Origin of the sequence: Wenzhouxiangella psychrophila, assembly GCF_042310375.1 — a bacterium.
Taxonomy (GTDB): Bacteria; Pseudomonadota; Gammaproteobacteria; order Xanthomonadales; family Wenzhouxiangellaceae; genus Wenzhouxiangella.
On sequence record NZ_JBHJMQ010000013.1, the window covers coordinates 1 to 22,276 of the forward strand.

The 22,276-nt window shown below is 65.2% G+C and carries 26 protein-coding genes; 16 read left to right on the forward strand and 10 right to left on the reverse strand.

The genetic code is table 11. The features are described 5' to 3' along the window. Positions 1-107: 107 nt before the first annotated feature. Positions 108-815, forward strand: coding sequence for a M48 family metallopeptidase (locus tag ACDC66_RS14025; protein ID WP_376697360.1), 708 nt, complete (start codon positions 108-110; stop codon positions 813-815). A 190-nt stretch (positions 816-1,005) separates the two neighbouring features. On the opposite strand, the gene ACDC66_RS14030 is transcribed toward ACDC66_RS14025, so the two are convergent. Beyond that, positions 1,006-3,027 (reverse strand): sodium-translocating pyrophosphatase, encoded by a 2,022-nt coding sequence (locus ACDC66_RS14030; protein WP_376697361.1) that lies wholly within the window; start codon positions 3,025-3,027, stop codon positions 1,006-1,008. Positions 3,028-3,245: 218 nt separating this feature from the next. Between ACDC66_RS14030 and ACDC66_RS14035 the strand changes: the two genes are divergently transcribed. Next, positions 3,246-3,719: a hypothetical protein gene (locus ACDC66_RS14035; protein ID WP_376697362.1), complete on the forward strand. Its 474-nt coding sequence runs from the start codon at positions 3,246-3,248 to the stop codon at positions 3,717-3,719. Positions 3,720-3,782: 63 nt separating this feature from the next. After that, positions 3,783-4,316, forward strand: a complete 534-nt coding sequence (ppa, locus tag ACDC66_RS14040) for an inorganic diphosphatase (protein WP_376697363.1) — start codon at positions 3,783-3,785, stop codon at positions 4,314-4,316. A gap of 132 nt (positions 4,317-4,448) precedes the next feature. On the opposite strand, the gene ACDC66_RS14045 is transcribed toward ppa, so the two are convergent. Genes ACDC66_RS14045 through ACDC66_RS14070 form a run of 6 tightly spaced genes read right to left on the reverse strand, consistent with a single transcriptional unit; the run spans position 4,449 to position 10,614 of the window. After that, positions 4,449-5,441 carry a hypothetical protein gene (locus ACDC66_RS14045; protein ID WP_376697364.1) on the reverse strand — a complete coding sequence of 331 codons (993 nt, stop codon included), beginning with the start codon at positions 5,439-5,441 and terminating at the stop codon, positions 4,449-4,451. A gap of 14 nt (positions 5,442-5,455) precedes the next feature. Next, positions 5,456-6,868: an MBOAT family O-acyltransferase gene (locus ACDC66_RS14050; RefSeq protein WP_376697365.1), complete on the reverse strand. Its 1,413-nt coding sequence runs from the start codon at positions 6,866-6,868 to the stop codon at positions 5,456-5,458. After that, positions 6,865-8,019, reverse strand: coding sequence for a class I SAM-dependent methyltransferase (locus ACDC66_RS14055; protein WP_376697366.1), 1,155 nt, complete (start codon positions 8,017-8,019; stop codon positions 6,865-6,867). The genes ACDC66_RS14050 and ACDC66_RS14055 overlap by 4 nt, the downstream gene beginning before the upstream one ends. A gap of 42 nt (positions 8,020-8,061) precedes the next feature. After that, positions 8,062-8,955, reverse strand: a complete 894-nt coding sequence (locus tag ACDC66_RS14060; protein ID WP_376697367.1) for a hypothetical protein — start codon at positions 8,953-8,955, stop codon at positions 8,062-8,064. A gap of 1 nt (position 8,956) precedes the next feature. Then, positions 8,957-9,886 (reverse strand): 50S ribosomal protein L11 methyltransferase, encoded by a 930-nt coding sequence (gene prmA, locus ACDC66_RS14065; RefSeq protein ID WP_376697368.1) that lies wholly within the window; start codon positions 9,884-9,886, stop codon positions 8,957-8,959. Further along, positions 9,883-10,614 (reverse strand): 16S rRNA (uracil(1498)-N(3))-methyltransferase, encoded by a 732-nt coding sequence (locus ACDC66_RS14070; protein ID WP_376697369.1) that lies wholly within the window; start codon positions 10,612-10,614, stop codon positions 9,883-9,885. Before ACDC66_RS14070 ends, prmA begins: the two co-directional genes overlap by 4 nt. Before the next feature lie 86 nt (positions 10,615-10,700). On the opposite strand from ACDC66_RS14070, the gene gspG reads away from it, so the two are divergent. Genes gspG through nudE form a run of 10 tightly spaced genes read left to right on the forward strand, consistent with a single transcriptional unit; the run spans position 10,701 to position 17,243 of the window. Continuing rightward, the gene (gene gspG / locus ACDC66_RS14075; RefSeq protein WP_376697370.1) at positions 10,701-11,135 is read left to right on the forward strand and encodes a type II secretion system major pseudopilin GspG; all 435 of its coding nucleotides are present in this window, start codon (positions 10,701-10,703) and stop codon (positions 11,133-11,135) included. Then, entirely contained in the window at positions 11,107-11,625 is a 519-nt protein-coding gene (locus ACDC66_RS14080; protein ID WP_376697371.1) for a prepilin-type N-terminal cleavage/methylation domain-containing protein, read from the forward strand. The genes gspG and ACDC66_RS14080 overlap by 29 nt, the downstream gene beginning before the upstream one ends. Continuing rightward, positions 11,622-11,981, forward strand: a complete 360-nt coding sequence (gspI, locus tag ACDC66_RS14085; protein WP_376697372.1) for a type II secretion system minor pseudopilin GspI — start codon at positions 11,622-11,624, stop codon at positions 11,979-11,981. Before ACDC66_RS14080 ends, gspI begins: the two co-directional genes overlap by 4 nt. Continuing rightward, positions 11,978-12,595 (forward strand): type II secretion system minor pseudopilin GspJ, encoded by a 618-nt coding sequence (gene gspJ, locus ACDC66_RS14090; protein WP_376697373.1) that lies wholly within the window; start codon positions 11,978-11,980, stop codon positions 12,593-12,595. The genes gspI and gspJ overlap by 4 nt, the downstream gene beginning before the upstream one ends. Next, complete coding sequence (gene gspK, locus ACDC66_RS14095) at positions 12,592-13,527, forward strand: type II secretion system minor pseudopilin GspK (RefSeq protein ID WP_376697374.1); 936 nt, start codon at positions 12,592-12,594, stop codon at positions 13,525-13,527. Before gspJ ends, gspK begins: the two co-directional genes overlap by 4 nt. Before the next feature lie 2 nt (positions 13,528-13,529). Continuing rightward, entirely contained in the window at positions 13,530-14,705 is a 1,176-nt protein-coding gene (gene gspL, locus ACDC66_RS14100) for a type II secretion system protein GspL (RefSeq protein WP_376697375.1), read from the forward strand. After that, positions 14,702-15,184, forward strand: coding sequence for a type II secretion system protein GspM (gspM, locus tag ACDC66_RS14105; RefSeq protein ID WP_376697376.1), 483 nt, complete (start codon positions 14,702-14,704; stop codon positions 15,182-15,184). The genes gspL and gspM overlap by 4 nt, the downstream gene beginning before the upstream one ends. Continuing rightward, entirely contained in the window at positions 15,177-15,887 is a 711-nt protein-coding gene (gene gspN, locus ACDC66_RS14110; RefSeq protein WP_376697377.1) for a type II secretion system protein N, read from the forward strand. The genes gspM and gspN overlap by 8 nt, the downstream gene beginning before the upstream one ends. A 35-nt stretch (positions 15,888-15,922) precedes the next feature. After that, positions 15,923-16,693 carry an inositol monophosphatase family protein gene (locus tag ACDC66_RS14115; protein WP_376697420.1) on the forward strand — a complete coding sequence of 257 codons (771 nt, stop codon included), beginning with the start codon at positions 15,923-15,925 and terminating at the stop codon, positions 16,691-16,693. Then, positions 16,680-17,243: an ADP compounds hydrolase NudE gene (gene nudE, locus ACDC66_RS14120; protein WP_376697378.1), complete on the forward strand. Its 564-nt coding sequence runs from the start codon at positions 16,680-16,682 to the stop codon at positions 17,241-17,243. Before ACDC66_RS14115 ends, nudE begins: the two co-directional genes overlap by 14 nt. A 276-nt stretch (positions 17,244-17,519) precedes the next feature. Here nudE and ACDC66_RS14125 read toward each other — a convergent pair whose 3' ends face one another. Then, the gene (locus ACDC66_RS14125; protein ID WP_376697379.1) at positions 17,520-17,939 is read right to left on the reverse strand and encodes a CopD family protein; all 420 of its coding nucleotides are present in this window, start codon (positions 17,937-17,939) and stop codon (positions 17,520-17,522) included. Between the two features lie 384 nt (positions 17,940-18,323). On the opposite strand from ACDC66_RS14125, the gene erpA reads away from it, so the two are divergent. The 3 genes from erpA to ACDC66_RS14140 all read left to right on the forward strand — a co-directional run bounded on the left by erpA (position 18,324) and on the right by ACDC66_RS14140 (position 20,887). Continuing rightward, complete coding sequence (erpA, locus tag ACDC66_RS14130) at positions 18,324-18,665, forward strand: iron-sulfur cluster insertion protein ErpA (protein WP_376697380.1); 342 nt, start codon at positions 18,324-18,326, stop codon at positions 18,663-18,665. Positions 18,666-18,723: 58 nt separating this feature from the next. Further along, entirely contained in the window at positions 18,724-19,536 is an 813-nt protein-coding gene (locus ACDC66_RS14135; protein WP_376697381.1) for a hypothetical protein, read from the forward strand. A 124-nt stretch (positions 19,537-19,660) separates the two neighbouring features. Beyond that, positions 19,661-20,887 (forward strand): metal-dependent hydrolase family protein, encoded by a 1,227-nt coding sequence (locus tag ACDC66_RS14140; RefSeq protein ID WP_376697382.1) that lies wholly within the window; start codon positions 19,661-19,663, stop codon positions 20,885-20,887. Here the strand turns inward: ACDC66_RS14140 and ACDC66_RS14145 are convergent. Beyond that, positions 20,884-21,141: a hypothetical protein gene (locus tag ACDC66_RS14145; protein ID WP_376697383.1), complete on the reverse strand. Its 258-nt coding sequence runs from the start codon at positions 21,139-21,141 to the stop codon at positions 20,884-20,886. The genes ACDC66_RS14140 and ACDC66_RS14145 overlap by 4 nt on opposite strands. Further along, the gene (locus ACDC66_RS14150) at positions 21,138-22,253 is read right to left on the reverse strand and encodes a lipocalin-like domain-containing protein (protein ID WP_376697384.1); all 1,116 of its coding nucleotides are present in this window, start codon (positions 22,251-22,253) and stop codon (positions 21,138-21,140) included. The genes ACDC66_RS14145 and ACDC66_RS14150 overlap by 4 nt, the downstream gene beginning before the upstream one ends. Between the last annotated feature and the right edge of the window lie 23 nt (positions 22,254-22,276).

Here is a 22,276-nt window from a genome sequence, read left to right on the forward strand (position 1 = left end):
ACAAGCCAACAAGCCAACAAGCCAACAAGCCAACAAGCCAACAAGCCAACAAGCCAACAAGCCAACAAGCCAACAAGCCAACAAGCCAACAAGCCAACAAGCCAACAGTGTCTTACCTTCTCCGCCACCATCCCCGCGCCCGCCGTCTGAAGCTGCGTGTGGAGCGCGACGGCGCTCTGGTGGTCACGGCGCCGAAGGGCGTGCGGCGCAGTGAAGTCGATCGTTTCGTTCGGGGACAGGATGCCTGGATCACACAGGTTCGACACCGCCTGGCGCGCCAGCGCAGTGCCCGCGACCCGGACGTGTGTGGACTACGCCCCCGGCGTATCGAACTGCCGGCTGTCGGGGAGTTGTGGGATGTGGTTTATGGTCGTCCGGAGGAAAAGCGGCGGAAAGAAGCGCGTGTCGGCTCCGAGGCGCTGCTGCGCCTGCCGGAAGATGCACCGGCGGAAGCGATCGTCAGCCGGCTTCAGGATTGGCTCAAGCGGCGGGCCCGACAGAAGCTGGCGCCATGGGTCGAAGAGCTGGCACAGGCGCACGGTATGAGCTTTAGCCGGCTGAGCTTCCGCAACCAGAAATCACGTTGGGGCAGCTGCTCGTCCAATGGCAACCTCTCGCTCAACGCCCGGCTGCTCTTCTGCTCCCCCGAAGCCTGCCGCTACGTCCTCATCCACGAACTGGTGCACCTCGAGCACCCCAATCATTCCCCCAGGTTCTGGAATCGTGTCGCCGAGATCTGTCCCGACTATCGCCAGCACATGCGGGAACTAAAGACCGTGTGGCATCGTCTTCCCGACTGGGTCACGGCCACCTGAAGAAGCCGTCGAAGCCCGCGCCCGGGCGAATGCCGTTGGTTCTGGTCGGGCGGGCCCCACGGTTTGGAACGCTTGAAGGATTTGGGCAATGCTATCCGGAAACCGGAAACCGGAAACCGGAAACCGTAAGCCAGAAAGCGGAAACGCGGCCAGCGGCCGCGTTTCTCAAGCACTGAATTAAACGCGCCGATCAGTGCGACAACAGCGGTGCAATCACCAGGCTGACGATGGCCATAACGTTGATCAGGATGTTCATCGACGGGCCCGAGGTGTCCTTGAGCGGATCGCCCACGGTGTCGCCGACGACATTGGCCTTGTGGGTTTCGGAGCCCTTGCCGCCGAAGTTGCCTTTCTCGACGTACTTCTTGGCGTTGTCCCAGGCGCCGCCGGCGTTGGCCATGGTCAGCGCCAGCAGAACACAGCCCAGCAAGGCGCCGCCGAGCATGCCGCCGAGTGCCTCGGCGCCCAGGCCGAAGCCGATCACGACCGGGCCCAGAACGGCCAGGGCGGCCGGAAGAAGCATGCGCTTGATCGCCGAGGTGGTAGCGATGTCGACGCAGCGCGGCGCATCCGGCTCGGCCTTGCCTTCGAGCAGGCCCGGAATCTCGCGGAACTGGCGGCGGATCTCGGTGATCATCTCGAAGGCGGCGTCGCCGACGGCGGTCATGGTGATGGCCGCGACCAGGAACGGGAAGATGCCGCCGATGAACATGCCGATGAGCACGTTAGGGTCGGAAATCTCCAGCGAGAAGCCGGGCAAGCGATGGGTGACCTCGGCGATATACGCGCTGATGATGGTCAACGCGGCCAGTGCCGCGGCGCCGATCGCGAAGCCCTTGCCGATGGCGGCGGTGGTGTTGCCCAACTCGTCGAGCGAGTCGGTGATCTTGCGCGTTTCCTCACCGAGGCCCGCCATCTCGGCGATGCCGCCGGCGTTGTCGGCGACGGGGCCGTAGGCGTCGATGGCCATGGTCATGCCGACGGTGGCCAGCATGGCGACCGCGGCAATACCCACGCCGTAGAGCTCGGCTGAGGCGTTGGCGACATAGATCATCACGCAGATCGACAGGATCGGAATGACGACCGAGCGCATGCCGGTCGAAAGGCCCGCGATGATCACCGTGGCCGAGCCGGTTTCGCCAGCCCGGGCGATGTCGCGTACGGGCTTGCCTGCGGTGAAATACTCGGTGGAAAGGCCGATCACGATGCCGCCGAGGGCACCGACCAGCGCGGCGAACCATACGCTCGTTTCGACACCGAGATAGCGAATCAGGAAGAAGGCCAGCACGATGAAGCCCACCGCTGCAGACATGGTGCCGATTCGCAGCGCGGTTTCGGGGCTTCTGCCCGAACTGGCGCGGACCAGCAGGATCGCGCCGATCGAGCAGACCAGGCCCAGGGAAGACAACAGCAGCGGCAGGCTCATGATGGCCGAGCCTTCACCAAGACCTTCGACGTAACCGCCGCCGGCTTGCTGCACCATGACGGTGGCCAGTGCCACGGTGGCGATCATCGCACCGCAATAGGATTCGAAGATGTCCGAGCCCATGCCGGCCACGTCGCCGACGTTGTCACCGACGTTGTCGGCGATCACGCCGGGGTTGCGGGGGTCGTCTTCCGGAATGCCGGCCTCGACTTTCCCCACCAGGTCGGCACCGACGTCCGCGGATTTGGTGAAGATGCCACCGCCGACGCGATAGAACAGCGCCACGACGCCCGCGCCCATGCCGAAGCCATGGATGCGATGAGCGGTTTCAGGGTCTGCACCGAACACGAGGTAAAGCGTGCCCAGGCCGACCAGGCCGAGCGACGCGACCAGCATGCCCATGACCGAGCCGCCGTAGAAGGCCACGCTCAGTGCCTTGGCGGCGCCGAATTCGTGGGCTGCGGTCGTGGTGCGTACGTTGGCGCGGGTGGCGGCGATCATGCCGAAAAAGCCGGCCGCGGCCGAACAGATGGCGCCGACGAGGAAGGATACGGCGGTCTGGATGCCGAGGCCGGATACCGACAGCGCGACGAAGATGACGGCGACCGACAGGCCGATCAGCATCAGTTCGCGGCGCATGAAGGCCGAGGCGCCCTGCTGGATCATCACGGCGATCTCGCTGGGCTTGCCCTCCATGGCTGGATAGCGCATCACCACGCGATAGAGAATGAAGGCCACGATCAGGCCCACGACCCCGAGAACCGGGGGGATCATCAACTGGTTCATGTTTTCTCCCGAAAATACAGGCGTTTTTGTGCGGAAAAAGCGCGAGCATGCAGTCCCGGCGAGAATGCCCGGACCCGCAAAACCGGGTAATTGTAAGGAAAAACCGCTATCCTTGCTATACTCTGCCGCTCCGCCGCGTTCCTACCAGCTCCATCGGCGCTCGCGGCCCGGGACTAAAACGACAAAATCCAGATTAGAAACAGAGGGATCGACCCGACATGGCTGATGTTGTCATCACACTGTCGCTCGCCCGCAAGTCGGGCATTCTCGCTGCCGCCATTTCGGCCATCAACCGCGCCGGGCTGCAGTTCGAGACGCACCGTTTCGTCGAGGACGAATCGGGGCATGCAATCCAGTTGAGAGCCCAGAGCGAAGAAGAATTCGGCGATCCGAGGGATTTGATCGACGAACTTTCGGCTATTCGCGGCGTTCGCTCGGTGAGCGACGTGGAGGTCGATGGCCACTCGCTGCTCAACCCCGAACCCGAGCCCGAACCGGAACCGGAACCGGAACCGGAACCCGAGCCGGAACCCGAGCCGGAACCGGAACCGGAACCGGAACCGGAACCTGAACCTGAACCTGAACCTGAACCGAAAAGCGTGCGAGAGCAGCAACAGGAACCGGAATCCGAGCCGAACACCAGCGGCGAGATGCGGCCGTCGATGGTCCGTCGCCGTCGTCGTCGGCGCTGAGGCCGGAGTCCTCGCCAACGCCGGTATAATTGCGCACGCAGTTTCCGCGAGCAGGCGCTAGCCATGAACGTCAACGACATTCCGCCGGGCGTCAATCCGCCCGACGACTTCAATACCATCATCGAGATTCCGCTCGATGGCCCGCCGGTCAAATACGAGGTCGACAAGGCCACCGGCAGCATCCACGTCAATCGGCTGCTGGCCACGGCCATGCGCTATCCGTGCAACTACGGTTTCGTGCCCAACACGCTGGCCGAGGACGGTGATCCCCTCGACGTGATGGTGCTCATTCGCGTGCCGCTGCAGCCCGGCTCGATCATCCGTTGCCGGCCGATCGGCTATCTGGAGATGTCCGACGAGGCCGGTCGCGACGTCAAGATCGCGGCATTGCCCATCCAGGAAGTCTCGCCCCTGCACGAGGACATCCAGTCGATCGAGGACCTGGCCAAGTTCAGCCGGCGCAATATCCGCCACTTCTTCAGTCACTACAAGGACCTGGAAGTCGGCAAGTGGGTCGAGGTGCTGGGCTGGCATGGGCCGGATGAGGCGCGTGCGGAGATCGTCAAGGCAATCGAAGCGTTCGGGAAGCCTGGCTGAGCTTCGGCGACGACGTCACCCCGCGTTCTGTCGTCCCGGCCAATGAGCCGGGACCTCGCACGCATCGTTGTGGCACGGCCTGGCTGAATGCATAGGCAGGCCGGGAGATCCCGGACAGCCACGTGCGTGTTGTCAGGGAAGCGTACCCTGCTCTCGAAGAATTCCGGCTAGAGCCCGGGTGAAGCGAGCACGGTCACTCTGGTCGATGTGGGAGGTGTCCGGCAGTTCAAGCTCGGCCAGTGTCGGGTAGTCCGAAAAATGAATGGTGGTCGCGCTGGTGGCCTCGGCCAGCTGATCCCAGTACAGTTCGCGCGGATAATTTTTGCGGTCGAGTTGCCAGTGCTCGTCGGCCGTGGGCATGCGCAGGAAGACCACCCGGCCGCCGCGCTCCTGAATCCTCGCAACGGCTTGCTCGATGCGCTTCAGGTCGCTCAACCAGCGCCGCGGAGAGGGTGCGGGATGTTCCCGGTAGTCGGCAGCCAGCGCCTCTGTGAAATGCTTTCGCAGCCCCGGCACATCGGCCTGTTCGTAGTCAGCGGCGATGGTCCGGTCGGACTCCATCGTCGTGTAATTCTGCGGTGGCGGCTGATTTTCGATCCAGCCTTCCAGTCGGCGAACCAGGTTGAAAGGGGCACCGACGACGACCAGATTTTCCTGCAGAAAGGTCAGCAGGTGGCGCTCGATCCGCCGCTGCGGGCCGAAGTCGCGGTGGTAGTGGCGCACCCAGGGGGCGCTCATGTCGTGGTACCAGTGGGCAAGGCCGCGCGCGTCGACGGCAACCATGAGTACACCGGCGAAATCCTCGTCCGCCGCCAGATCCTCAAGCACCGCCACCGGGTAATGGCCATTGATCGCCAGCGAAGTGGCTTCCCAATCCGGCAGGGTGTTCTCGAAGGCCCGGGTCGAGAAGGCCAGCTGGATGCGCGAGGCGCCGAGGACCGTAAAATTGTTTTCCTGAGCCACCGTCACTGCCCGTTGACGGTGGGCTGCCCACAAGTCGCGGTCGTCGTAGAGCGCCGGCGTAAAGCCGCGCTCGCGCCAGAGCCATTCCCAGCCGCCCACCGTGGCGGTGGCAACCACCCCGGCGATAACGAAGACAGCGATGGCTTGTGCTTTCCGGGTCATTGGGTCAAGGAGTCTCAAAACTGGAAATAAATGAAGGCCCGGTTCTCACCGGGGCTGAGCAGTACAGCGGCCAGCAGCAGACCGATCATCGCCCCGCGTGCCGGCCATGCCATTCGTGCATAAACGTCTTCGATCTCGATTCGGCGCATGGCGACTTGCCAGGCCAGCAGTCCGGCCATGGCGGACAGGGCCAGACAGCCCGCGGCGTCCATCACGGATTCGGAGGCAGTGAGCAGGGCGAGGTAGAAATCCCCGGCCTGACCCAGGTCCTGGGCGCGGAACAGCACCCAGGTCAGCGTGACAACGATAAAGGTGACGGCCATCCACACCGGTTTCATCAGCCGGCTGCCCAGCCAGGCCGTGCGGTCGGCCAGGGGCCGCAGAACGTGCTCGACGACCAGCCACAGGCCGTGGGCCAGGCCCCAGAGCACGAAGGTCCAGGCCGCGCCGTGCCACAGGCCGCCCAGGCCCATGGCCACGACCAGGTTGCCGAGCGTGCGGGCGTGCCCGTGGCGGCTGCCGCCGAGGGTGATGTAGAGATAGTCGCGAATCCAGGTCGATAGCGAGATATGCCAGCGCCGCCAGAAGTCCGAGAACCCGACCGCGGCGTAGGGCGCATGAAAGTTCTTGGGCAGCACGAAACCGAAGACGCGCGCCGCGCCGATGGCGCAGAGCGAATAACCGGCGAAGTCGCAGTAGATCTGGCCGCTGAATGCGGTGATGCTCGACCAGGCGGCCAATGTGCCGATGCTGTCGGCCGCGGCAAAGCCCGAGTCGACCACCGGCGCGAACAGGCTGTCGGCCAGTACGGTCTTGAGAAACAGCCCGGCGACCATCAGCGCCGTGCCGGTTTCGACGTTGGCGGCGTTCATCACGCGCGGTTGCTCGAGCTGGCCGGCGAACTGTTCGTAGCGCACGATCGGTCCGGCCACCAGTTGTGGAAAGAAACTCACGTACAGCGCGTAGTCGGCAAAGTCCTTGCCGGGCGTGATGCGTCGACGGTAAACGTCGAAGGTGTAGGACAGGGTCTGGAAGGTGTAGAAGGAGATGCCGATGGGCAGCACGACGTCGAGCAGCGGCGCCTGGAACGCGCCGAGACCGAGCCAGGTTGCAAACTGGTTGTAATTGGCGATGAAGAAGTCGGCGTACTTGAACCAGCTCAGCAGGCCGAGATTGACGATTACCGACAGCAGCAGCCAGGCCTTGCGTCGGCGCGGGTCTTCACTGGCGTGCAGTCGCCTGGCTGCCGTCCAGTCGACCACGGTCGAGACCACCAGCAGCCAGATGAACACCGGGTTCCAGGCGGCATAGAAGAGGTAGCTGGCCGCGAGCAGTTCCAACTTGCGGACCCGCCAGCCGCGCGAGAGCCCGAGCAGGCCCCACAGCGCGACGATGAACAGCGCAAAGGTCAGCGAATCGAAGGTCATTGACGAATGAGTCGACCAGCGTAGACCAGGGCACGTTCACCATCTTGTGCCACGGCACTGAGCGACAGCCAGGGCGAGGGTGAGTCGGGCAGCTCGAGCGTGCAGGAAAAGCCGCTATGGGCAAGGCCGGGCCGGCCGAGGACTTCGGCCACCTTTGGCTGCGGCTCACCGACGGACTGGCGATGCACCTGCTCGTCGAGATGGATCTCGACGCAGTCGAAGGGGACGGCGTCCAGCGAGCCGGCCCAGCCGGCCAGCCACAGCGTGCCGGCCTCGTTGTCGATGTGCAGCTCATCCAGCCAGCCGCGGGTGCCGTAGCGAAAGCCGTCCAGTACGGAGAGATCGCGTTGGTTCTTCGCGACGACGTAAACATCCTGCTCGTGGGCGAGCAGACGCGGCAGGCGCTTTATGGCGGTATCGGCGCCAAGCCTCTCGCGGATCCTGCGCTCGACGTAAGCCTGGCTGACGAAGGTCGTGCCGTAAATGGCCGGATCGAGGTCGGCGTTCTCGCTGCCGGCAATGTAGAGCAAGCCATCGTCGGATACCGACATGTCGGCTGGCAGCGTCGCCTCGTCGTGCACGCTGAAGCACAGCACCCCGTTGGCATCGAGCAGGCTCGCCAGCCGATCGAGCCAGCCACCGAACAGCTCGTCGGGCAAGTGCGAAAAAAGCGAGGCGGCCCAGACCATGTCGAAGTGCCGGCCGGGATCGAAATCTTCCGGGACGGCACTCGAGGCCAGTGCGTGGATGCCGTAACGCTGGTGCACCCATTCGACGGCATCTGCCTGGATTTCCGCGGCATGGATGTTGTCGTGGGGCAGGCGATGCACCAAAAAGCGCAGCAGCCGGCCGTAACCACAGGCGAAGTCCAGGAACTCGATGTGATCCGGTCGGGCGAAAAGCCGTTCGATCAGTTGACGTACGACCCGGTACTGCTGCAGGGCCACGGCGAAGTACTGGCTGACAGCCAGGTTGGCGTCAGCGTGCGTCCGCAGGGAATGGGCCAGCATCTGGCATTCGGGATGAACGAGCGTATCGAGCCCGCCTGCCTGTAGCTCCGGACACTGCGCGGCCAGGGTCCCGGCCAGGCGCTCGTCGCGCTGGGCCCGGCGGGCGGCCTCGATCAGTTCGGGCGAAAGCGTATTGGACATGGCCGGTGGGGTGCCTGCGGCGCGTCGGACTGACGCGGAATGCTACCAAGTTTGTTCGGATGCCGCCGGGTCTTCCGGCGCGGGCTGAAAGAGCCCTTCGACCCCGCGCCATAGAAGCCATTGACCAGCGTCGTTCTTCATGGCCTGTTCCATATGCTCCATGACCTGTTCCTGAACGGGGCGATCGGGCTCCAGTCGGGTGACGGTCAGTTCGCTCTCGCCCGTGTCCGGATCGATGGTGACGACGAAAAAGGCCACTGTGATCCCGGCCCGGCCGAAGCGCCTGGCCCCGCCTGACCGCAGCGGTATTTCAGCCTGACCGACGCGCATGCACCAGTCGCCCGGTTCCTGCGTGGGCGTGTCGAACAGCAGTACCGGTGTCGAGCGGCACTCGTGGAGCGCCTGATCGATTCGCTGGCTGGCGCCGCCGGTGGTGATCGGTCCATCGGGACACAGCCGTTTGATCAGGCGGGTGCGCAATCGATACCAGGCCAGCTTCACCGGGCGGCCGGGCAGATCGTCCCGCGCCACCGGCCGGAAGACGAATCGTGGCCGCAATCCGCAATGGCGCAGATGCCAGAGCGCAATAATCCCGGTGCCGTAATGCATCCCCGCTGCAATGAAACCGGGCGCTTCCGGCCAGTGTCCATCGACTGTGAGGCGGGGGCGCAATCCGAAGATGAGCCGCCAGGTTTGCGCCGCTTCCACGAGGGTGGTCCAGGCCCAGCGTCGGCGCAGGTCGGAAACCGCCCCGAAGCAGGCGCTTTCGCTCGGCTCGATCGCCCGGGCGCTGGCGGGAAACAGCCAGGCCAGGCCGGCTGCTCGCCAGAGCAAGCGGTTCATCCATCGACGCGGCAGGAGTGCTGCCAGCCCGGGCAGAACGAAATCGCTCAGCAGGTCTGCGAGCTGGTGATGCAGCCAGGTGAATAACCGCACGCTATCGTTCCTCGCTCGCGCGGCGTGAAAAGACCAGTCGGACCCATTCGTCCTGCTCGCTGTGGTCGAGCGGCAGGCCGAGATCGGCATAGGCTTCGATGACCGATTCGGCCTGTTCGGGCAGGATGCCGGAAAGCACCAGCGTGGCGCCGGGGCGCAGGCAGGCGGCCAGCTTCGGCGCCAGTTCGACCAGGGGCGCGGCGAGGATATTGGCCAGCACCAGGTCGAAGAGTCTTCGGTCGTCCGGTTGGCGCTCGAAGGCCTCCGGCAGCAGGCATTCGATCTCGCCGTCGAGCCCGTTCCGGCGCGCATTCTCCTCCGTGGCCAGCAAGGCCTGGGCGTCGTGGTCAACCGCGACCAGCCGGCCGGCCCCTTTGAGGCCCGCGGCGATGGCGAGCACGCCCGAGCCGCAGCCGAAATCGAGCACTTCCCTTCCGTCCAGATCCATGCCGTCGATCCACTCCAGGCACAGGGCCGTGGTCGGGTGGGTGCCGGAACCGAAGGCCAGGCCGGGATCGAGCCTGATCACCAGCGGCCAGTCGGGGTCGGGTTCGAGGTGGGATGGGCAAATCCACAGATCACGCCCGAAGCGCATCGGCTCGTAGCGGTCCATCCAGGCCCGCTCCCAGTCCTGTTCGACGAGTTCGCTGAAGCGCAGGCTGCCCGTCGCCTCGGCAAGCCCGGCGTCGGCCAGGGCGTCGCCGATGAGCGCGCGGTCCACATCGGCGTCGAACAGGCCCTCGACGATGGTCTGCGGCCACATCGGCATGCTGCCGGGGTCGGGTTCGTGCACCGGCACGTCGGCGGCGTCGAGCAGGGTCACCGCGTGGGCCCCGGCCTCCGACAGCGCGGCCTCGGCCTCGTCGACGCTCGGCTCATCGACGGTTACACGTACCTGCAGCCAGCGCACGGAGTCGGTCGGCTCGTTCATTGCCAGTCTCCAAAGACGGTCTGCAGGGCGGCGATTGCCGCCGGCCCCGCGGTTTCGGTTCGCAGCACCCGCTGGCCCAGGCGCGTGCCGGTGCTGCCCTGTCGTTCGAGCCAGCTCATTTCCTGTTCGGTCAGGCCGCCCTCCGGCCCGATGACCAGCACGAAGCCGTTTTCATCGGGCGGCTCGATTCGGCTCAGGGCGGTTTCGGCCAGCGGATCGAGATGCAGCCGCCGGCCGATCGGCCAGTTCATGGCGGTAAGCGCGGCGGGCGCTTCGATCAGGGGCACGCGGACTCGTCCGCTCTGTTCGCAGGCTGCAACGGCCACCTGTTGCCAGTGACGCTGTCGCTTGTCGGCACGCTTGCCTTCCAGCCGCACCTCCGTGCGTTCGGTATACACCGGCCGGATTCCCGTCACGCCCAGTTCGCAGGCTTTCTGGATGCACCAGTCCATACGGTCACCGCGCGCTATGGCCTGTACCAGGTTGATCGCCAAGGGCGATTCGACGTCCACTTCGATGCGGCGTTCGACCGCCACGCTGCAGCGATCGCCCGGCCCGGTGGCCGTGATCGTGCCGAGGTACTCGTAGCCGTCGCCGTTGAATACGACCAGTCGATGGCCTTTCTTCTGACGGAGTACGCGTACGAGATGGCGGGACGGTCCCGCCTCGAGATCGACGTCGCGGCCGGTCTCGATATTCTGCTCGGTATAGATCCGGATCGTACGCATTAGTCCTTCTTATTCATGAGTTCTTGCCGGCAAATCGTTTGCGCGTATGATGGGGCCCAACTGGCAGCAACAGCCCCGAAACCACCATGAACAGCATCAGCAAACGCGCTCACGGTTTTTCCCTGATCGAAATTCTCGTCGTGGTCGTCATTATCGGCATTCTGGCGGCGGTCGTGGTGCCGCGTGTCATGGACGAGCCCGACCGGGCCCGGGTGACCAAGGCCCGGCAGGACGTTCAGGCCCTGGTCACGGCGCTCAATATGTACAAGCTCGACAACTTCAATTATCCGTCGACCGAGCAGGGTCTCGAGGCCCTGGTGCGACCGCCTTCGGGCCAGCCCCCGGCGCCCAACTACAAGGAGGGCGGTTACATCGACAACCTGCCGACCGATCCCTGGGGCAACGAGTACCAGTACCTCAATCCGGGCGTACACGGTGAGATCGACGTGTGGTCGTTCGGGGCCAACGGCACGTCCGGCGGCGAGGGTATCAATGGAGAGATCGGCAACTGGCAAGATTAGCCCGCCGCCTCGCGCCGACGGGTTCACCCTGATCGAGGTGCTGGTGGTGGTGACCATCGCCGCCGTGGTGGCGTCGCTCGTGATCCTGCGGCTTGGAACCTGGCGTTCGGGCACCGAGCCGGCCGAGCAAATCGAGCGCCTGGCCGCACTCATCGACTACCAGTGCGAACAGGCCCTGTTCCAGTCCAAGCCGCGCGGCATTCGCCTGACTTCCGAAGGCTATGATTTCTGGCAGTCCACCGGCTCCGGATGGGCGCCCTTGCCGGACGACGAGGTCGCACGGCCGCGCGCCTGGCAGGGCGTTGTCGATCTCGACCTGGTCGTCGAGGATCGCGCCGTGGCCCTGGAAGCTGAGCCGGCCGCCCCGCAACTGGTTTGCCAGCCCCTGGGCGACATGACCGACTTCACGCTTGAGCTCCGCCTGGACCGTCGGGCTGCGGCCCTGACGGGGGAACCCGGCGGCGGCCTGGCGATCGAGGAATCTCCATGAAGCGATCGGTCGGTTTTACCCTGCTGGAGGTGCTGGTCGCGCTGGTCGTGGTCGCGGTGGCCGTGGCCGCGCTGGGCCGGGCCGGCAGCCTGGTGCTCGACAGCCAGGGCGAGCTGGAGCGACGAACCTGGGCACTCTGGGTGGCCGACAATGCCCTGGCCGAAGTGCAACTGGAGACCGGTGTCTCGACCGGACAGCGGCAGGGCAGCACGGACATGGGCGAGCGCACCTGGTACTGGGAAATGCTGATCGAGCCCGCACCCGGTGGTGAACTGCTGCGTGTCGATGTCGCGGTCTTCGAAGCGCCGCAGCGCGACTCGCCGGTGGTCATGCATACCGGTTTCCTGGCGCAATGAATTCCCGGCAGCCTCTGAACAACCCGGTGCGGGCGCGACGGCAAGCGAGCGGCTACACCCTGGTCGAGGTGCTGGTCGCCGTGGTGGTCTTCGGCATCCTTTCGGCCAGCGCCTATGTCGCGCTTGACGCCCTCAGCCGTGCTGCCAGCGGTCATCGCGACCGCAGCGAGGAATTCGGTGCCCTGCAGGTCGCGGTCGCCCGGATGGACGCAGACCTGCGCCAGCTGGCGGCAAGGCCGGTGGCCGCAGCCGCGGGCCGGACCGAGCCCGCCCTGGCCGGAGAGCCGAGAAGCCTGTCGGGAACCCGATCCGGCTGGGCCAATCCGGCCGACACCAAACGCTCCACCCTGCAGCGTTTCGGCTGGCAACTGGCCGGCACTGAACTGCAGCGTATCCGATGGCCGGTGACCGACCGCGCTGCAGATGGCCAGGCGCTGACCGAGACCGTGCTTCCGGGCGTCGAGTCGCTGGCCTTTTCCTACCGCGACAACGCGGGGAGCTGGCAGGAGCGCTGGCCGCCTGACGAAGCACTGGCAAAACTGCCCTCGGCCATCGAGGTGGTGATCGACACCCGTCGTTTCGGCCGGGTGCGCCGCGTGCTGGTGTTGCAATGAAATCGATGGCTGATCCGAGGGAACGACAGCGCGGCAGCGCGCTGCTGATTGCGCTGATCACCGCCGCACTCGCCGCGGTGATCGCCACGGTCATGCTCGAACGCGGCCAGCGTTCGATGGCCCGCAGCGAAGCGCTGCTGGCGAGCGAGCGTTCCTGGCAGTACGCCCGGGGCATGTCGGTGCTGGCCGAGCGCATGCTCGAGCAGGCCATGGATGAAGGCGCGAACTCGTCAGTGCTCGACGGCAGCTGGACGGCGCCCTTCAATGTGCCGGGGGGCATGGTGCAGGGCCGCCTGAGTGATCTGGGCGCACGGTTCAATCTCAATGCCCTGGCGCATCCGGATGAGGCAGCCGCTAACGGCGCACGTGAGGCATTCCGCCGTCTGCTCGAGCAGCTCGACCTCAACCCGATCATCGCCGACGAGCTCGCCGACTGGCTCGACGGGGCGGTGATGCCCCGCCCGGGCAGCGCGGCCAACGACTGGTATGCCCGCCAGGATCCGCCCTACCGTACAGCCGGCGTGCTGATGGCCAACGCGAGTGAACTGCGCTGGTTGCGCAGCGTCGACGAGGCCGCCTGGCAGAAACTTTCCCCGCTGGTCGCTGCACTGCCCGAGCCGGAGTTGCGGGTCAACGTCAATTCCGCGCGGCCCGAAGTGCTTGCCGCCGTGATCGCCGGGCTCGATCCCGAACAGGCCCGGCGGGTGGTGGCCGACGGGCCGTATTCCGACCCGGTGCGCTTTGTCGAGCACCCGCTGATCGCGCCGGTCATTCGTCCCGATGAGCGCATTCTCCTGGCCATCCGCAGCCGTTGGTTTCTGGCCCAGGCGCGGGTGGTCATCGACGGTGTCGAGCGCGACTATTTCCGCCTGATCAACGGCGCGGCGGCGGGTTATGATGGCTTCCGTCGATTCAGCCAGGGGGTGCCCTGAACATGGCGCGACCGCGCTCGGAAAACCTGGTCATTCACGCCGCCGGATCGCGATGGTCCTGGGCGCTACTCGAGCGTGGCGGCAGCGTGACGGAATCGGGCCGTTGCGATCCCGCATCACCCGACTGGCCGCTCGAAAAGCCGGCGACCGTATTACTCGATGCCTCGCGCTGCCTGGGCCTGAAGCTGGACTTGCCGCCGCTGCGTGGTCACAAGCTGCAGCAGGCCATGCGCTGGTCGGCCGAGGAGCACCTGGCCGGTAGCGCCGAGGACGAACACGTGGTGGCGGGGCCGCGAGACGATGCCGGCCAGCTGTGCTGCGTCAGTATTGCTAATGCCGTCATGACCGAGCTGGTCGACCGGCTTGAACAGGTCGAAGCCGAGCGCATGCTCCCCGATGCGCTTTGCCTGCCCTGGCAGCCGGGTCGGGTCAGCCTGGCCGAACACGACGGCCGCATCCTGGCGCGCTGGGGCGATTGGTCGTTTACCAGCTTCGACGCCGAGCTGGCCGGCGACATGATCGATTCGGTAGCGCCCGTGGAAGCCGAATGGGATTGGTACGGGGGGCAGCGTCCCGACTGGGTCGACGAGCGAGGCGCCACCGATCGCGACCAGGGCCAGTCGCTGTCCGCCATCCTGGCGAGACAGGCCCAATCCACCGACCTGAATCTGCTCAACGGGCCCTGGGCGCCGCGTTCCGCGGCGGCGACGCAGTCGCAGTGGCGCTGGACGGCCATCCTGGCCGGCTTGGCGGTGCTTCTGGTAGTGGGCTACGCCGCGCTGGAACGCTACCAGCTCGCCCAGCGTTCCGCCGAACTGGAGGCTTCCATCGAGCAGCAGTTTCGACAGGCCTTTCCGGAAGTCGGGCGGATCGTTCGCCCGAAAACCCAGGCGGAACGCGAGCTTGCCCGGCTGCGCTTCGGACAGGCGGCCGGCCTGCTCGACCTGATGCACCGCGTCGCGCCGGTCATCGACGGCCAGGAGCAGATCCAGGTCGATCGACTGGACTATCGCGACGGTGTACTGGAGCTGGGGTTGCGTGCGCCGGACGTGGCGGCGCTCGAGCAGATCGAGCAGCGCCTGCGCGCGCTCGACCTGTCCGCCGAAGTGCAGACTGCCAGCCTGGACGATCAGGGGGCCAGCGGCCGTATTCGCATCAGCCGTGGAGGTAGTGCATGAATGCCTGGCAGCAGCTCGATACCAGGCAGCGGCGCCTGATCGGTCTGGCCGGCCTGGTGCTGATCGTCGCCCTGGTCTACGTCTGGGTCTGGGAGCCCCTGGCCGAGGCGCGGGAAGCCGAGCGCGAGCGCATTGCCCAGCAACAGGCGCTGCTGAACTGGCTTGGGGCGGTCGCCCCGATGGCCGAGCGTCTGCGCGAGAACAGCCGGTCCAGCCGCGATCTGGGCGGCCGTTCCCTGCTCGGCCTGGCCGACGAAACCGCGCGCGCGGCCGGCCTGGCCGGCGCCGTGGCACGGATCGAGCCGACCGGAGACGACGAGGTGCGCGTGTGGCTCGAAGGGGCCGATTTCGTCAGCGTCATGACCTGGCTGGAAGAGTTCTCACGCTCGCGCCCGGTGCAGGTCGACCAGCTGCAGGTCGACGGCAGCGGCGATGAGGGGCAGGTCAACGTCCGTGTGACGCTCGTGAGCAATGCGTAAACTCCTCTGGTTGATTCTTTTGGCGGTGCCTGTGGTTATCGTAGCCACGCTGCCGGCGCGGGTCGTTGTGCCCAGGCTGGATGTGGGCGAGGAAGTACGCGATGTCCAGGGCACGCTGTGGCGCGGCGAGGCCGTCTGGCAACAGCCCGGTTTCGTCCCGCTTGACGTGGGCTGGCAATGGGACGGGGGTCGCGACTGGTCCTGGCAGGCCCGTGGCGAGGGCGTGGAGCTCGACGGCCATTGGCGCCTGAATACCGGCGCGACCGAACTGGTTGACGTGACCGGCAGGATTGAAATGCACCGACTCGACGCCAGGATGTGGCTGGTCAACGCCCGCCCGCGGGGGCATGTCGAGTTCGAGGTGGAACGCGCCTTGATTGCCGATGGCCAGACGCCGGAAATCGACGGCCAGCTGGTCTGGCGCGATGCCCGCCTGGAGGGTACGGTGCAGGAGTCGCTGGGCGAGATCACCGTTCGCCTCGATTCCGGACAACAAGGGCAGCAAGCCCGGGTCGAGTCCACCCAGCCGGGCGCCATCCAGGTGCGCGGCGGCATCGAACTGGGCGCGGAACGCTACGAGGTGGACCTGTGGCTGCGCGCCAGCGCCGACCGGCCGGAACTGTTGCGCCAGATCGCCTGGCTGGGGGAGCCCCAGCCCGACGGCCAGGTCCGGGTTCGGCTTAGCGGTGCGCTGGGCTGGTAACCGGCAGAGAATTCGAACGAGGAGGTTTGTCCGTGATCGATCTCGACCAGGTCATGCAGACTGCGCTGGCCGCGGCCGATGCCGCCGATGAAGTCGCAATGGGGCATTTCGGGCGTGAGCTCGAAGTCGAACTCAAGTCCGACGAAAGCCCGGTTACGGTCGCCGACCGACAAGCGGAGCAGGCTATCCGCGAAGTGATCCGCGGGCAGTTTCCCGATCATGCCCTGTTCGGCGAGGAATACGGCCGGGAAGGCGACAGCGAGTATCTCTGGCTGATCGATCCGATCGACGGCACGCGCAGTTTCATCCGCTCGCTGCCGTTCTGGTCGACGCAGATCGCCCTGATGGTCGACGGCGAACTGGTGCTGGGTGTTTCCTCGGCGCCTACCTTCGGTGAACGGGCCCGCGCCCTTCAGGGGCGGGGCGCCTTCATCAACGATCAGCGCGTCCGGGTGCGGCCGCTCGACCGGCTCGAAGACGCCGACGTGTGTTTCGGCAACCTGCGGACGCTGGCCCGGGGCGCCGGCTGGCCCTGGGTCGGGGAACTCGTCTCGCGCGCGGCGCGATCGCGCGGCTACGGCGATTTCTATTCCTACCATCGCCTGGCTGACGGCGGCCAGGACGTGGTCGTCGAAAGCGACGTCAATATCCTCGATATCGCCGCCGTGGCGGTGATCGTGCAAGAGGCCGGCGGCGTATTGACCGACCTGGACGGCCGCGCGCCGGACCTGGAGACCCGATCGGTGCTCGCCGCCTGCCCCGAACTGCATCGCCAGTTGCTATCCTCGCGCAATGAGCAAGCGTGAATCTTCCCGCCCCCTGCCGGTCATTCACGACCGGCGCGAACGTCGTCCAGCCGACCTGTTCCGCGTCGAGCAGCTCGACCTCGAGTTCTCAAACGGCGAGCGCCGTACCTACGAGCGACTGATCAGCCGCGGTGTCGGTGCCGTGATCGTCGTGGCCATGCCCGACGACGATCACGTCCTGCTGATTCGGGAATATGCCTGCGGCGTGCACCGTTACGAACTGGGGCTCCCCAAGGGGCGGCTCGAAGCCGGCGAGTCCTATACCGAGGGCGCCAATCGCGAGCTGCAGGAAGAGTGCGGGTTCGGGGCGCGTTCGCTGACCGAGCTGGGCCATCTGACCCTTGCTCCCGGCTACATGACCCACCGCACCCACGTCATTCTCGCCCGCGATCTCTACGAATCCCGCCTGCCCGGCGACGAGCCCGAGGACATCGAAGTGGTCGAGTGGCCGATGAACGACCTGGTCTCGCTCATCCGCCGTGAAGACTGTACCGAGGGCCGCAGCATCGCCGCGCTCTACATGGCGCGGGACATGTTGGCGGGGGGGTGACGGCGGCGCTGCCGGTCTCTACAGGGATGCGGCTCGTTGGAGTTGGTCGCCGTTTGAGACGAGTTGGCTGGTTGGCTGGTTGGCTTGTTTGCTGGTTTGCTGGTTTGCTGGTTCGGCAGCCGGTCAATTTGCGGGGCGGCTTTGGCGCGTTCGATGATGGGCATCCTGATCACCTCTCGGATGATGCCTCGGCCAACGCGGCGCAGCCGCACTGCAAGCCCAGGCAGTTGCCGAACCAGCTAACCAGCCAACCAGCGAACGAGCGAACCAGCCAACTCAAAAGGGTTTGACGATCACCAGCACGACGATGGCGATCAGAAACACCGCCGGCACTTCGTTGAACAACCGGTACCACTTCGAACTGTGGCTGTTTTCGCCGCGGGCGAAGGTCCGCACCAGGTGCCAGCACCAGACGTGGTAAGCGATCAGGCCGGCCACCAGGGCCAGCTTCAGGTGCATCCAGCCGCCGGTGCTCAGGTGCCAGGGCTCGCCGAACAGGGTCGCCAGGCCGAATCCCACTGCCAATGCGCCGCCGATATGGGTAATGCCGAGCAGGCGCCGTTGCATGACCTTGAGCAGCTCGAAGGTGTGCCCGGCGGGGTTCTCGGTGGCATAGACGAACAACCGGGGGAGATAGAAAAGACCGGCGAACCAGGTGACGACGAAGACGACGTGGAAGGCTTCGAGCCAGCGCATGCGGCGCTCCTGCAAAGTGATCGAAGCGGGTATTTTCGATCAAGCGGCGCGGGTGGGCAACTTGACGTCGACCCGAGCGGCAATGTATAAACAACGCGCACATCACAAAAAATTCATGAATTTTCAACTTCATGAATGCAACAAGAACAACGTGCAGATCCATCCGGTTTGGGGCATACCATATTGAAGCGGTCGTCAGACCGCTTTCTTTTTTCCCTGCCCTGCATTCCCCTCGCAACCCTGTGAAACCTGCGATTCCAGGCGCACAGCCGACCTGTCGGGGCACTGACACGACCCTGGTTCTCGCGGTAGCATTGAAGCCGTAGCGAACAGCCGCAACGTTCTTGTTGTCGAATGTAGTCGCATGCCCCGGAGCACCACACGATGAGCGATATCCAACCCATGATCTTCACGACTTCCGCCGCCTCCAAGGTGCGCGAATTGATCCTGGAGGAAGGCAATCCCGAGCTCAAGCTGCGGGTCTACATCACCGGGGGTGGGTGTTCCGGTTTCCAGTATGGCTTCACCTTCGACGAAGAGGTCGAAGACGGCGATATCACCGTCGAGCGCGACGAAGTCACGCTGGTGGTCGACCCGCTGAGTTTCCAGTATCTCGAAGGCGCCGAGGTGGACTACAGCGAGAGCCTGCAGGGGGCGCGGTTCGTCATCCGCAACCCCAACGCGGCCACGACATGCGGGTGCGGGTCGTCATTCGGCGTAGCCTGACTCTCGATCACCGTCGTCGGGCTGGCGCGGGCCGGGCCATTCGTGTTATCACAGCCTCATGACCATCCTGATCGTTCTCATCGGCCTGCTGCTGAGCCACACCTTCACGGCCGTCGGCCGCTGGCGTAGTTTCGATTGGCTGCTCTGGCCGACCGGGGACCTCAGACAGCGCTTTCCCGGACAGGCCTGGCTGCCCCTGGCCGCCGTCTTCCTCACGGCCTTGTTGGCCGCCTGGCTGGCTACCGCCATTGCCATGCTGCTGTTGGGCGGGTTCGGATGGGCCTTGCTGGCCCTGGCGACCTTTGTCTATACGCTGGGCCCGCGCGATCTCGATCGCGACGTTCATCTGATATTGGAAGAGGCGGATCACGCCGACGGTCGGGAGGCGACGCAAGCGCTGGGCCTGGGCGACGACGCCTCGCCTTCGACCGCCGGTGCGTTAGTGGTGCACGGCGCCCGCACGCGCTGGTTCGCCATCCTGTTCTGGTTCACGCTGCTGGGCATTCCGGGTGCGCTGCTCTATCGCCTTTGCCAGAAGGCCATGCAGATCGATGATCTATCGGCCGACGAACTGGACTGGCTGGCCCGGCTGCGCTGGGTACTCGAGTGGCCGGTACTGGTTCTGATGACGCTGGCGCTCGGGCTCGTTACCGATCTCGACCGCGTCGCGCAGGCCTGGAAACACTATCATCGCGATCGGGCCTGGTGGATCTTCTCGCCGCGCCTGATCGATGAGGTCATGGCCGAGGTGTTGAGCGACGCCGAGTCGCGCGAGGCGGGCCTCAAGCGCGGACACCAGCTGGCCTGGCGGATGTTGGTGCTCTGGCTGGTCGTGCTCAGCCTGATGTTGATTGCAGGGTGGATTGTTTGACGTGAGTGTTCAGTGTGAAGTGTGAAGTGATTGATTTTGGGATGTGGAGGTTGTTGAATTGAATCGGTTTCTGATTGCTTTGGTGTTGTTTGCTTGTTCAGGTTTCGCGATTGGCGAGACTTGGGTGCGTTGTGGTGGTGTGGTGGATGTCGAGGCGGGTGAACGGCTCGGCGCGCATACCGTGGTGATGGCCGACGGCAAGGTTTCCGAGCTGCGCTCCGGGCATCCCGAGTGGGCTGATGATGTCGAGCAGGTTGACCTTTCCTCGCTCACCTGCCTGCCCGGGCTGATGGACATGCATACGCACCTGACCTCGCAGTCGAGTCGCTCTTCGTACATCGAGCGGTTCACGCTCAACGAGGCCGACGTGGCCCTGCGCAGTGCGCAGTACGCGCGAAAGACCCTCGAGGCCGGTTTCACCACCGTTCGCGACCTGGGTGATTCCTTCAACGCCTCGATTGCCCTGCGTGAGGCGGTCAACGCCGAGCGCATTCCGGGGCCGCGTATCTTCACGGCGGCGAAGTCGCTGGCGACCACGGGCGGCCATGCCGATCCGACCAACGGCTGGCGTCATGACCTGGGCGGCGACCCCGGCCCGCGCGAGGGCGTGCTCAACGGCGTGGCCGAGGCGAGAGCCGCGGTGCGACAGCGCTACAAGGACGGCGCCGACCTGATCAAGGTCACCGCCACGGGTGGGGTGCTCAGCGTGGCCAGCAGCGGCGAGAATGCGCAATTCCGGATGGACGAACTCGAGGCGGTCATCGAGACCGCGGCCGACTACGGCATGCACGTGGCCGCCCATACCCACGGTGCCGAGGGCATGAAGCGCGCGGTCAAGGCCGGCATACACTCCATCGAGCACGGCACCTACATGACCGACGAGATCATGCAGCTGATGATCGAGAAGGGCACCTGGTATGTGCCCACCATTTCGGCCGGCAAGTTCGTGGCCGAGAAGGCCGAGGAAGAGGGCTACTTTCCGCCGGTGGTGGCCAGGAAAGCGAGCCGCATCGGCCCCATCATCCAGGAAACTTTCTCGCGCGCCCATGCCGCCGGTGTGCCCATCGCTTTCGGCACCGACTGCGGCGTCTGTCCTCACGGCACCAACGCACGCGAATTCGGCTACATGGTCGAAGCCGGCATGAGCCCGGCCGACGCGCTGCGCACCGCCACCGTCCATGCCGCCCAACTGCTCGGTCGCGAAGACGAGCTCGGCCGGCTGCAGTCCGGCTACGCCGCCGACCTGATCGCCGTGGACGGCAACCCGCTCGAGGATGTGGATGTTCTCAACGACGTCCGCTTCGTCATGCGCGACGGAGAAGTCTTCGTCGATAGATCAGCAGTTGATTAACGGGCGTTGGCCGGGATAATCAAAACCTTTAAAACGCAAAGACGCGAAGCAGCAAAGAGCGCAAAGAAAAGGAAATATAAAACCACGGAAGGCACGGAAAACACGGAAACTGCAACAAGAAAATCTGTTTGATATGTTCCTGGTTTTTTTTCCGTGTCTTCCGTGGTTATTGGTTTTTGATTCTGTTCTTCTTTGCGTTCTTTGCTGCTTTGCGTCTTTGCGTTTATCAGGTTTTGATTTTTTGTCCCCGTCAATCTCCGTAGCCGCTGAGTTCGAGGTAGCCTCGCCCCACCGACTTGCCCGTCTCCACATCACGCACGCCGACCGCACCTTCCCAGTAGCTGACCGCGCCTGACCAGCGCTGCTCATCGAAGCGCGCCTCGACTTCCAGCTCCAGGTCTTCGGAAGGCACTTCAACGGTCCAGGCAACCGGCCATTGTCGGCCCTCGGAATCCCGCCATTCGCGTTGGGGCGTCGCCGTGAAATCCTCGGGCCCGAGCGTTCGCGAATCGCCGTCGGGATAGACGACCTTGCCGGCGGAGAAGCGCGAGGCTTCGCCGTCTTCGGTGCGCAGGCGGTAGACCATCAGATCGCGTCCGTCGTCGAGCTGCAGCGAAAACCAGTCCCAGCCGGACAGATCACCGGCCAGTTGACTCGATCCCCACTCGCGATCGAGCCAGGCCAGGCCGTCGACCGGCATGGTTTCGCCGTCGACCTGGACGGAACCCTTGGTTTTCAGGCGGGTGATCGAGTAGTAGTGCGAGGCATTGCCCGCTTGCGGACCTTTCCGGCTGTAGCCATCCTCGCCCTGAGGAACAACCGGGCGTTGCGGTTCCAGCGCGAGATCCAGGCCGAAGCCATCGGCCTGGGCGGTCAATTGGAATCGATCGCCTTTTCGTTCGACCTGCCAGTCGCGCAGCCACCAGCGATCTTCGGTGGCGCCGGCCAGGTCGAGCGCGCCGCGCGCGAAACGCTCTTCGCGGTGGAACACCCGGCCTTCGACATCGCTGAGCGCCAGGTGGGCCATCCAGACCGCATCGGCGGTCCAGGCCGAATCGGGTCGCGGGCCGGCGTCGAGTTCGAAGCGGAACAGCGTGAACTGAAATCCCCAGGCGTCGCCGTCGGCATTGTCGAGATTGCCGGTGAAATACCACCATTCGTTGCGATAGCCTGGATGCGCGGCGTGGTCGGCGGGAAACTCGAACGGTCTCGGCCCGGTCACCTGCCGGAACGACTCCGGCGCATCGTTGAGCAGGGTGCTGGTGTTCAGTCGCCCGTCTTGTACTGAATCGGGACGCGTCTGCCAGGCCAGCCAGCTGACAAGGCTCACGACGACCATGGCAAGTATGAGGAGATCGCGTTTCATTACTCGGCCTCTAGGAACCTCTG

Bases quoted from the DNA above. Each gene is read 5' to 3' on its own strand.
- ACDC66_RS14030 (WP_376697361.1), bottom strand. From the start codon at position 3,027: ATGAACCAGTTGATGATCCCCCCGGTTCTCGGGGTCGTGGGCCTGATC.
- ACDC66_RS14035 (WP_376697362.1), top strand. From the start codon at position 3,246: ATGGCTGATGTTGTCATCACACTGTCGCTCGCCCGCAAGTCGGGCATT.
- ppa (WP_376697363.1), top strand. From the start codon at position 3,783: ATGAACGTCAACGACATTCCGCCGGGCGTCAATCCGCCCGACGACTTC.
- ACDC66_RS14045 (WP_376697364.1), bottom strand. From the start codon at position 5,441: ATGACCCGGAAAGCACAAGCCATCGCTGTCTTCGTTATCGCCGGGGTG.
- ACDC66_RS14050 (WP_376697365.1), bottom strand. From the start codon at position 6,868: ATGACCTTCGATTCGCTGACCTTTGCGCTGTTCATCGTCGCGCTGTGG.
- ACDC66_RS14055 (WP_376697366.1), bottom strand. From the start codon at position 8,019: ATGTCCAATACGCTTTCGCCCGAACTGATCGAGGCCGCCCGCCGGGCC.
- prmA (WP_376697368.1), bottom strand. From the start codon at position 9,886: ATGAACGAGCCGACCGACTCCGTGCGCTGGCTGCAGGTACGTGTAACC.
- ACDC66_RS14070 (WP_376697369.1), bottom strand. From the start codon at position 10,614: ATGCGTACGATCCGGATCTATACCGAGCAGAATATCGAGACCGGCCGC.
- gspG (WP_376697370.1), top strand. From the start codon at position 10,701: ATGAACAGCATCAGCAAACGCGCTCACGGTTTTTCCCTGATCGAAATT.
- ACDC66_RS14080 (WP_376697371.1), top strand. From the start codon at position 11,107: ATGGAGAGATCGGCAACTGGCAAGATTAGCCCGCCGCCTCGCGCCGAC.
- gspI (WP_376697372.1), top strand. From the start codon at position 11,622: ATGAAGCGATCGGTCGGTTTTACCCTGCTGGAGGTGCTGGTCGCGCTG.
- gspJ (WP_376697373.1), top strand. From the start codon at position 11,978: ATGAATTCCCGGCAGCCTCTGAACAACCCGGTGCGGGCGCGACGGCAA.
- gspK (WP_376697374.1), top strand. From the start codon at position 12,592: ATGAAATCGATGGCTGATCCGAGGGAACGACAGCGCGGCAGCGCGCTG.
- gspL (WP_376697375.1), top strand. From the start codon at position 13,530: ATGGCGCGACCGCGCTCGGAAAACCTGGTCATTCACGCCGCCGGATCG.
- gspM (WP_376697376.1), top strand. From the start codon at position 14,702: ATGAATGCCTGGCAGCAGCTCGATACCAGGCAGCGGCGCCTGATCGGT.
- gspN (WP_376697377.1), top strand. From the start codon at position 15,177: ATGCGTAAACTCCTCTGGTTGATTCTTTTGGCGGTGCCTGTGGTTATC.
- nudE (WP_376697378.1), top strand. From the start codon at position 16,680: ATGAGCAAGCGTGAATCTTCCCGCCCCCTGCCGGTCATTCACGACCGG.
- ACDC66_RS14125 (WP_376697379.1), bottom strand. From the start codon at position 17,939: ATGCGCTGGCTCGAAGCCTTCCACGTCGTCTTCGTCGTCACCTGGTTC.
- erpA (WP_376697380.1), top strand. From the start codon at position 18,324: ATGAGCGATATCCAACCCATGATCTTCACGACTTCCGCCGCCTCCAAG.
- ACDC66_RS14135 (WP_376697381.1), top strand. From the start codon at position 18,724: ATGACCATCCTGATCGTTCTCATCGGCCTGCTGCTGAGCCACACCTTC.
- ACDC66_RS14150 (WP_376697384.1), bottom strand. From the start codon at position 22,253: ATGAAACGCGATCTCCTCATACTTGCCATGGTCGTCGTGAGCCTTGTC.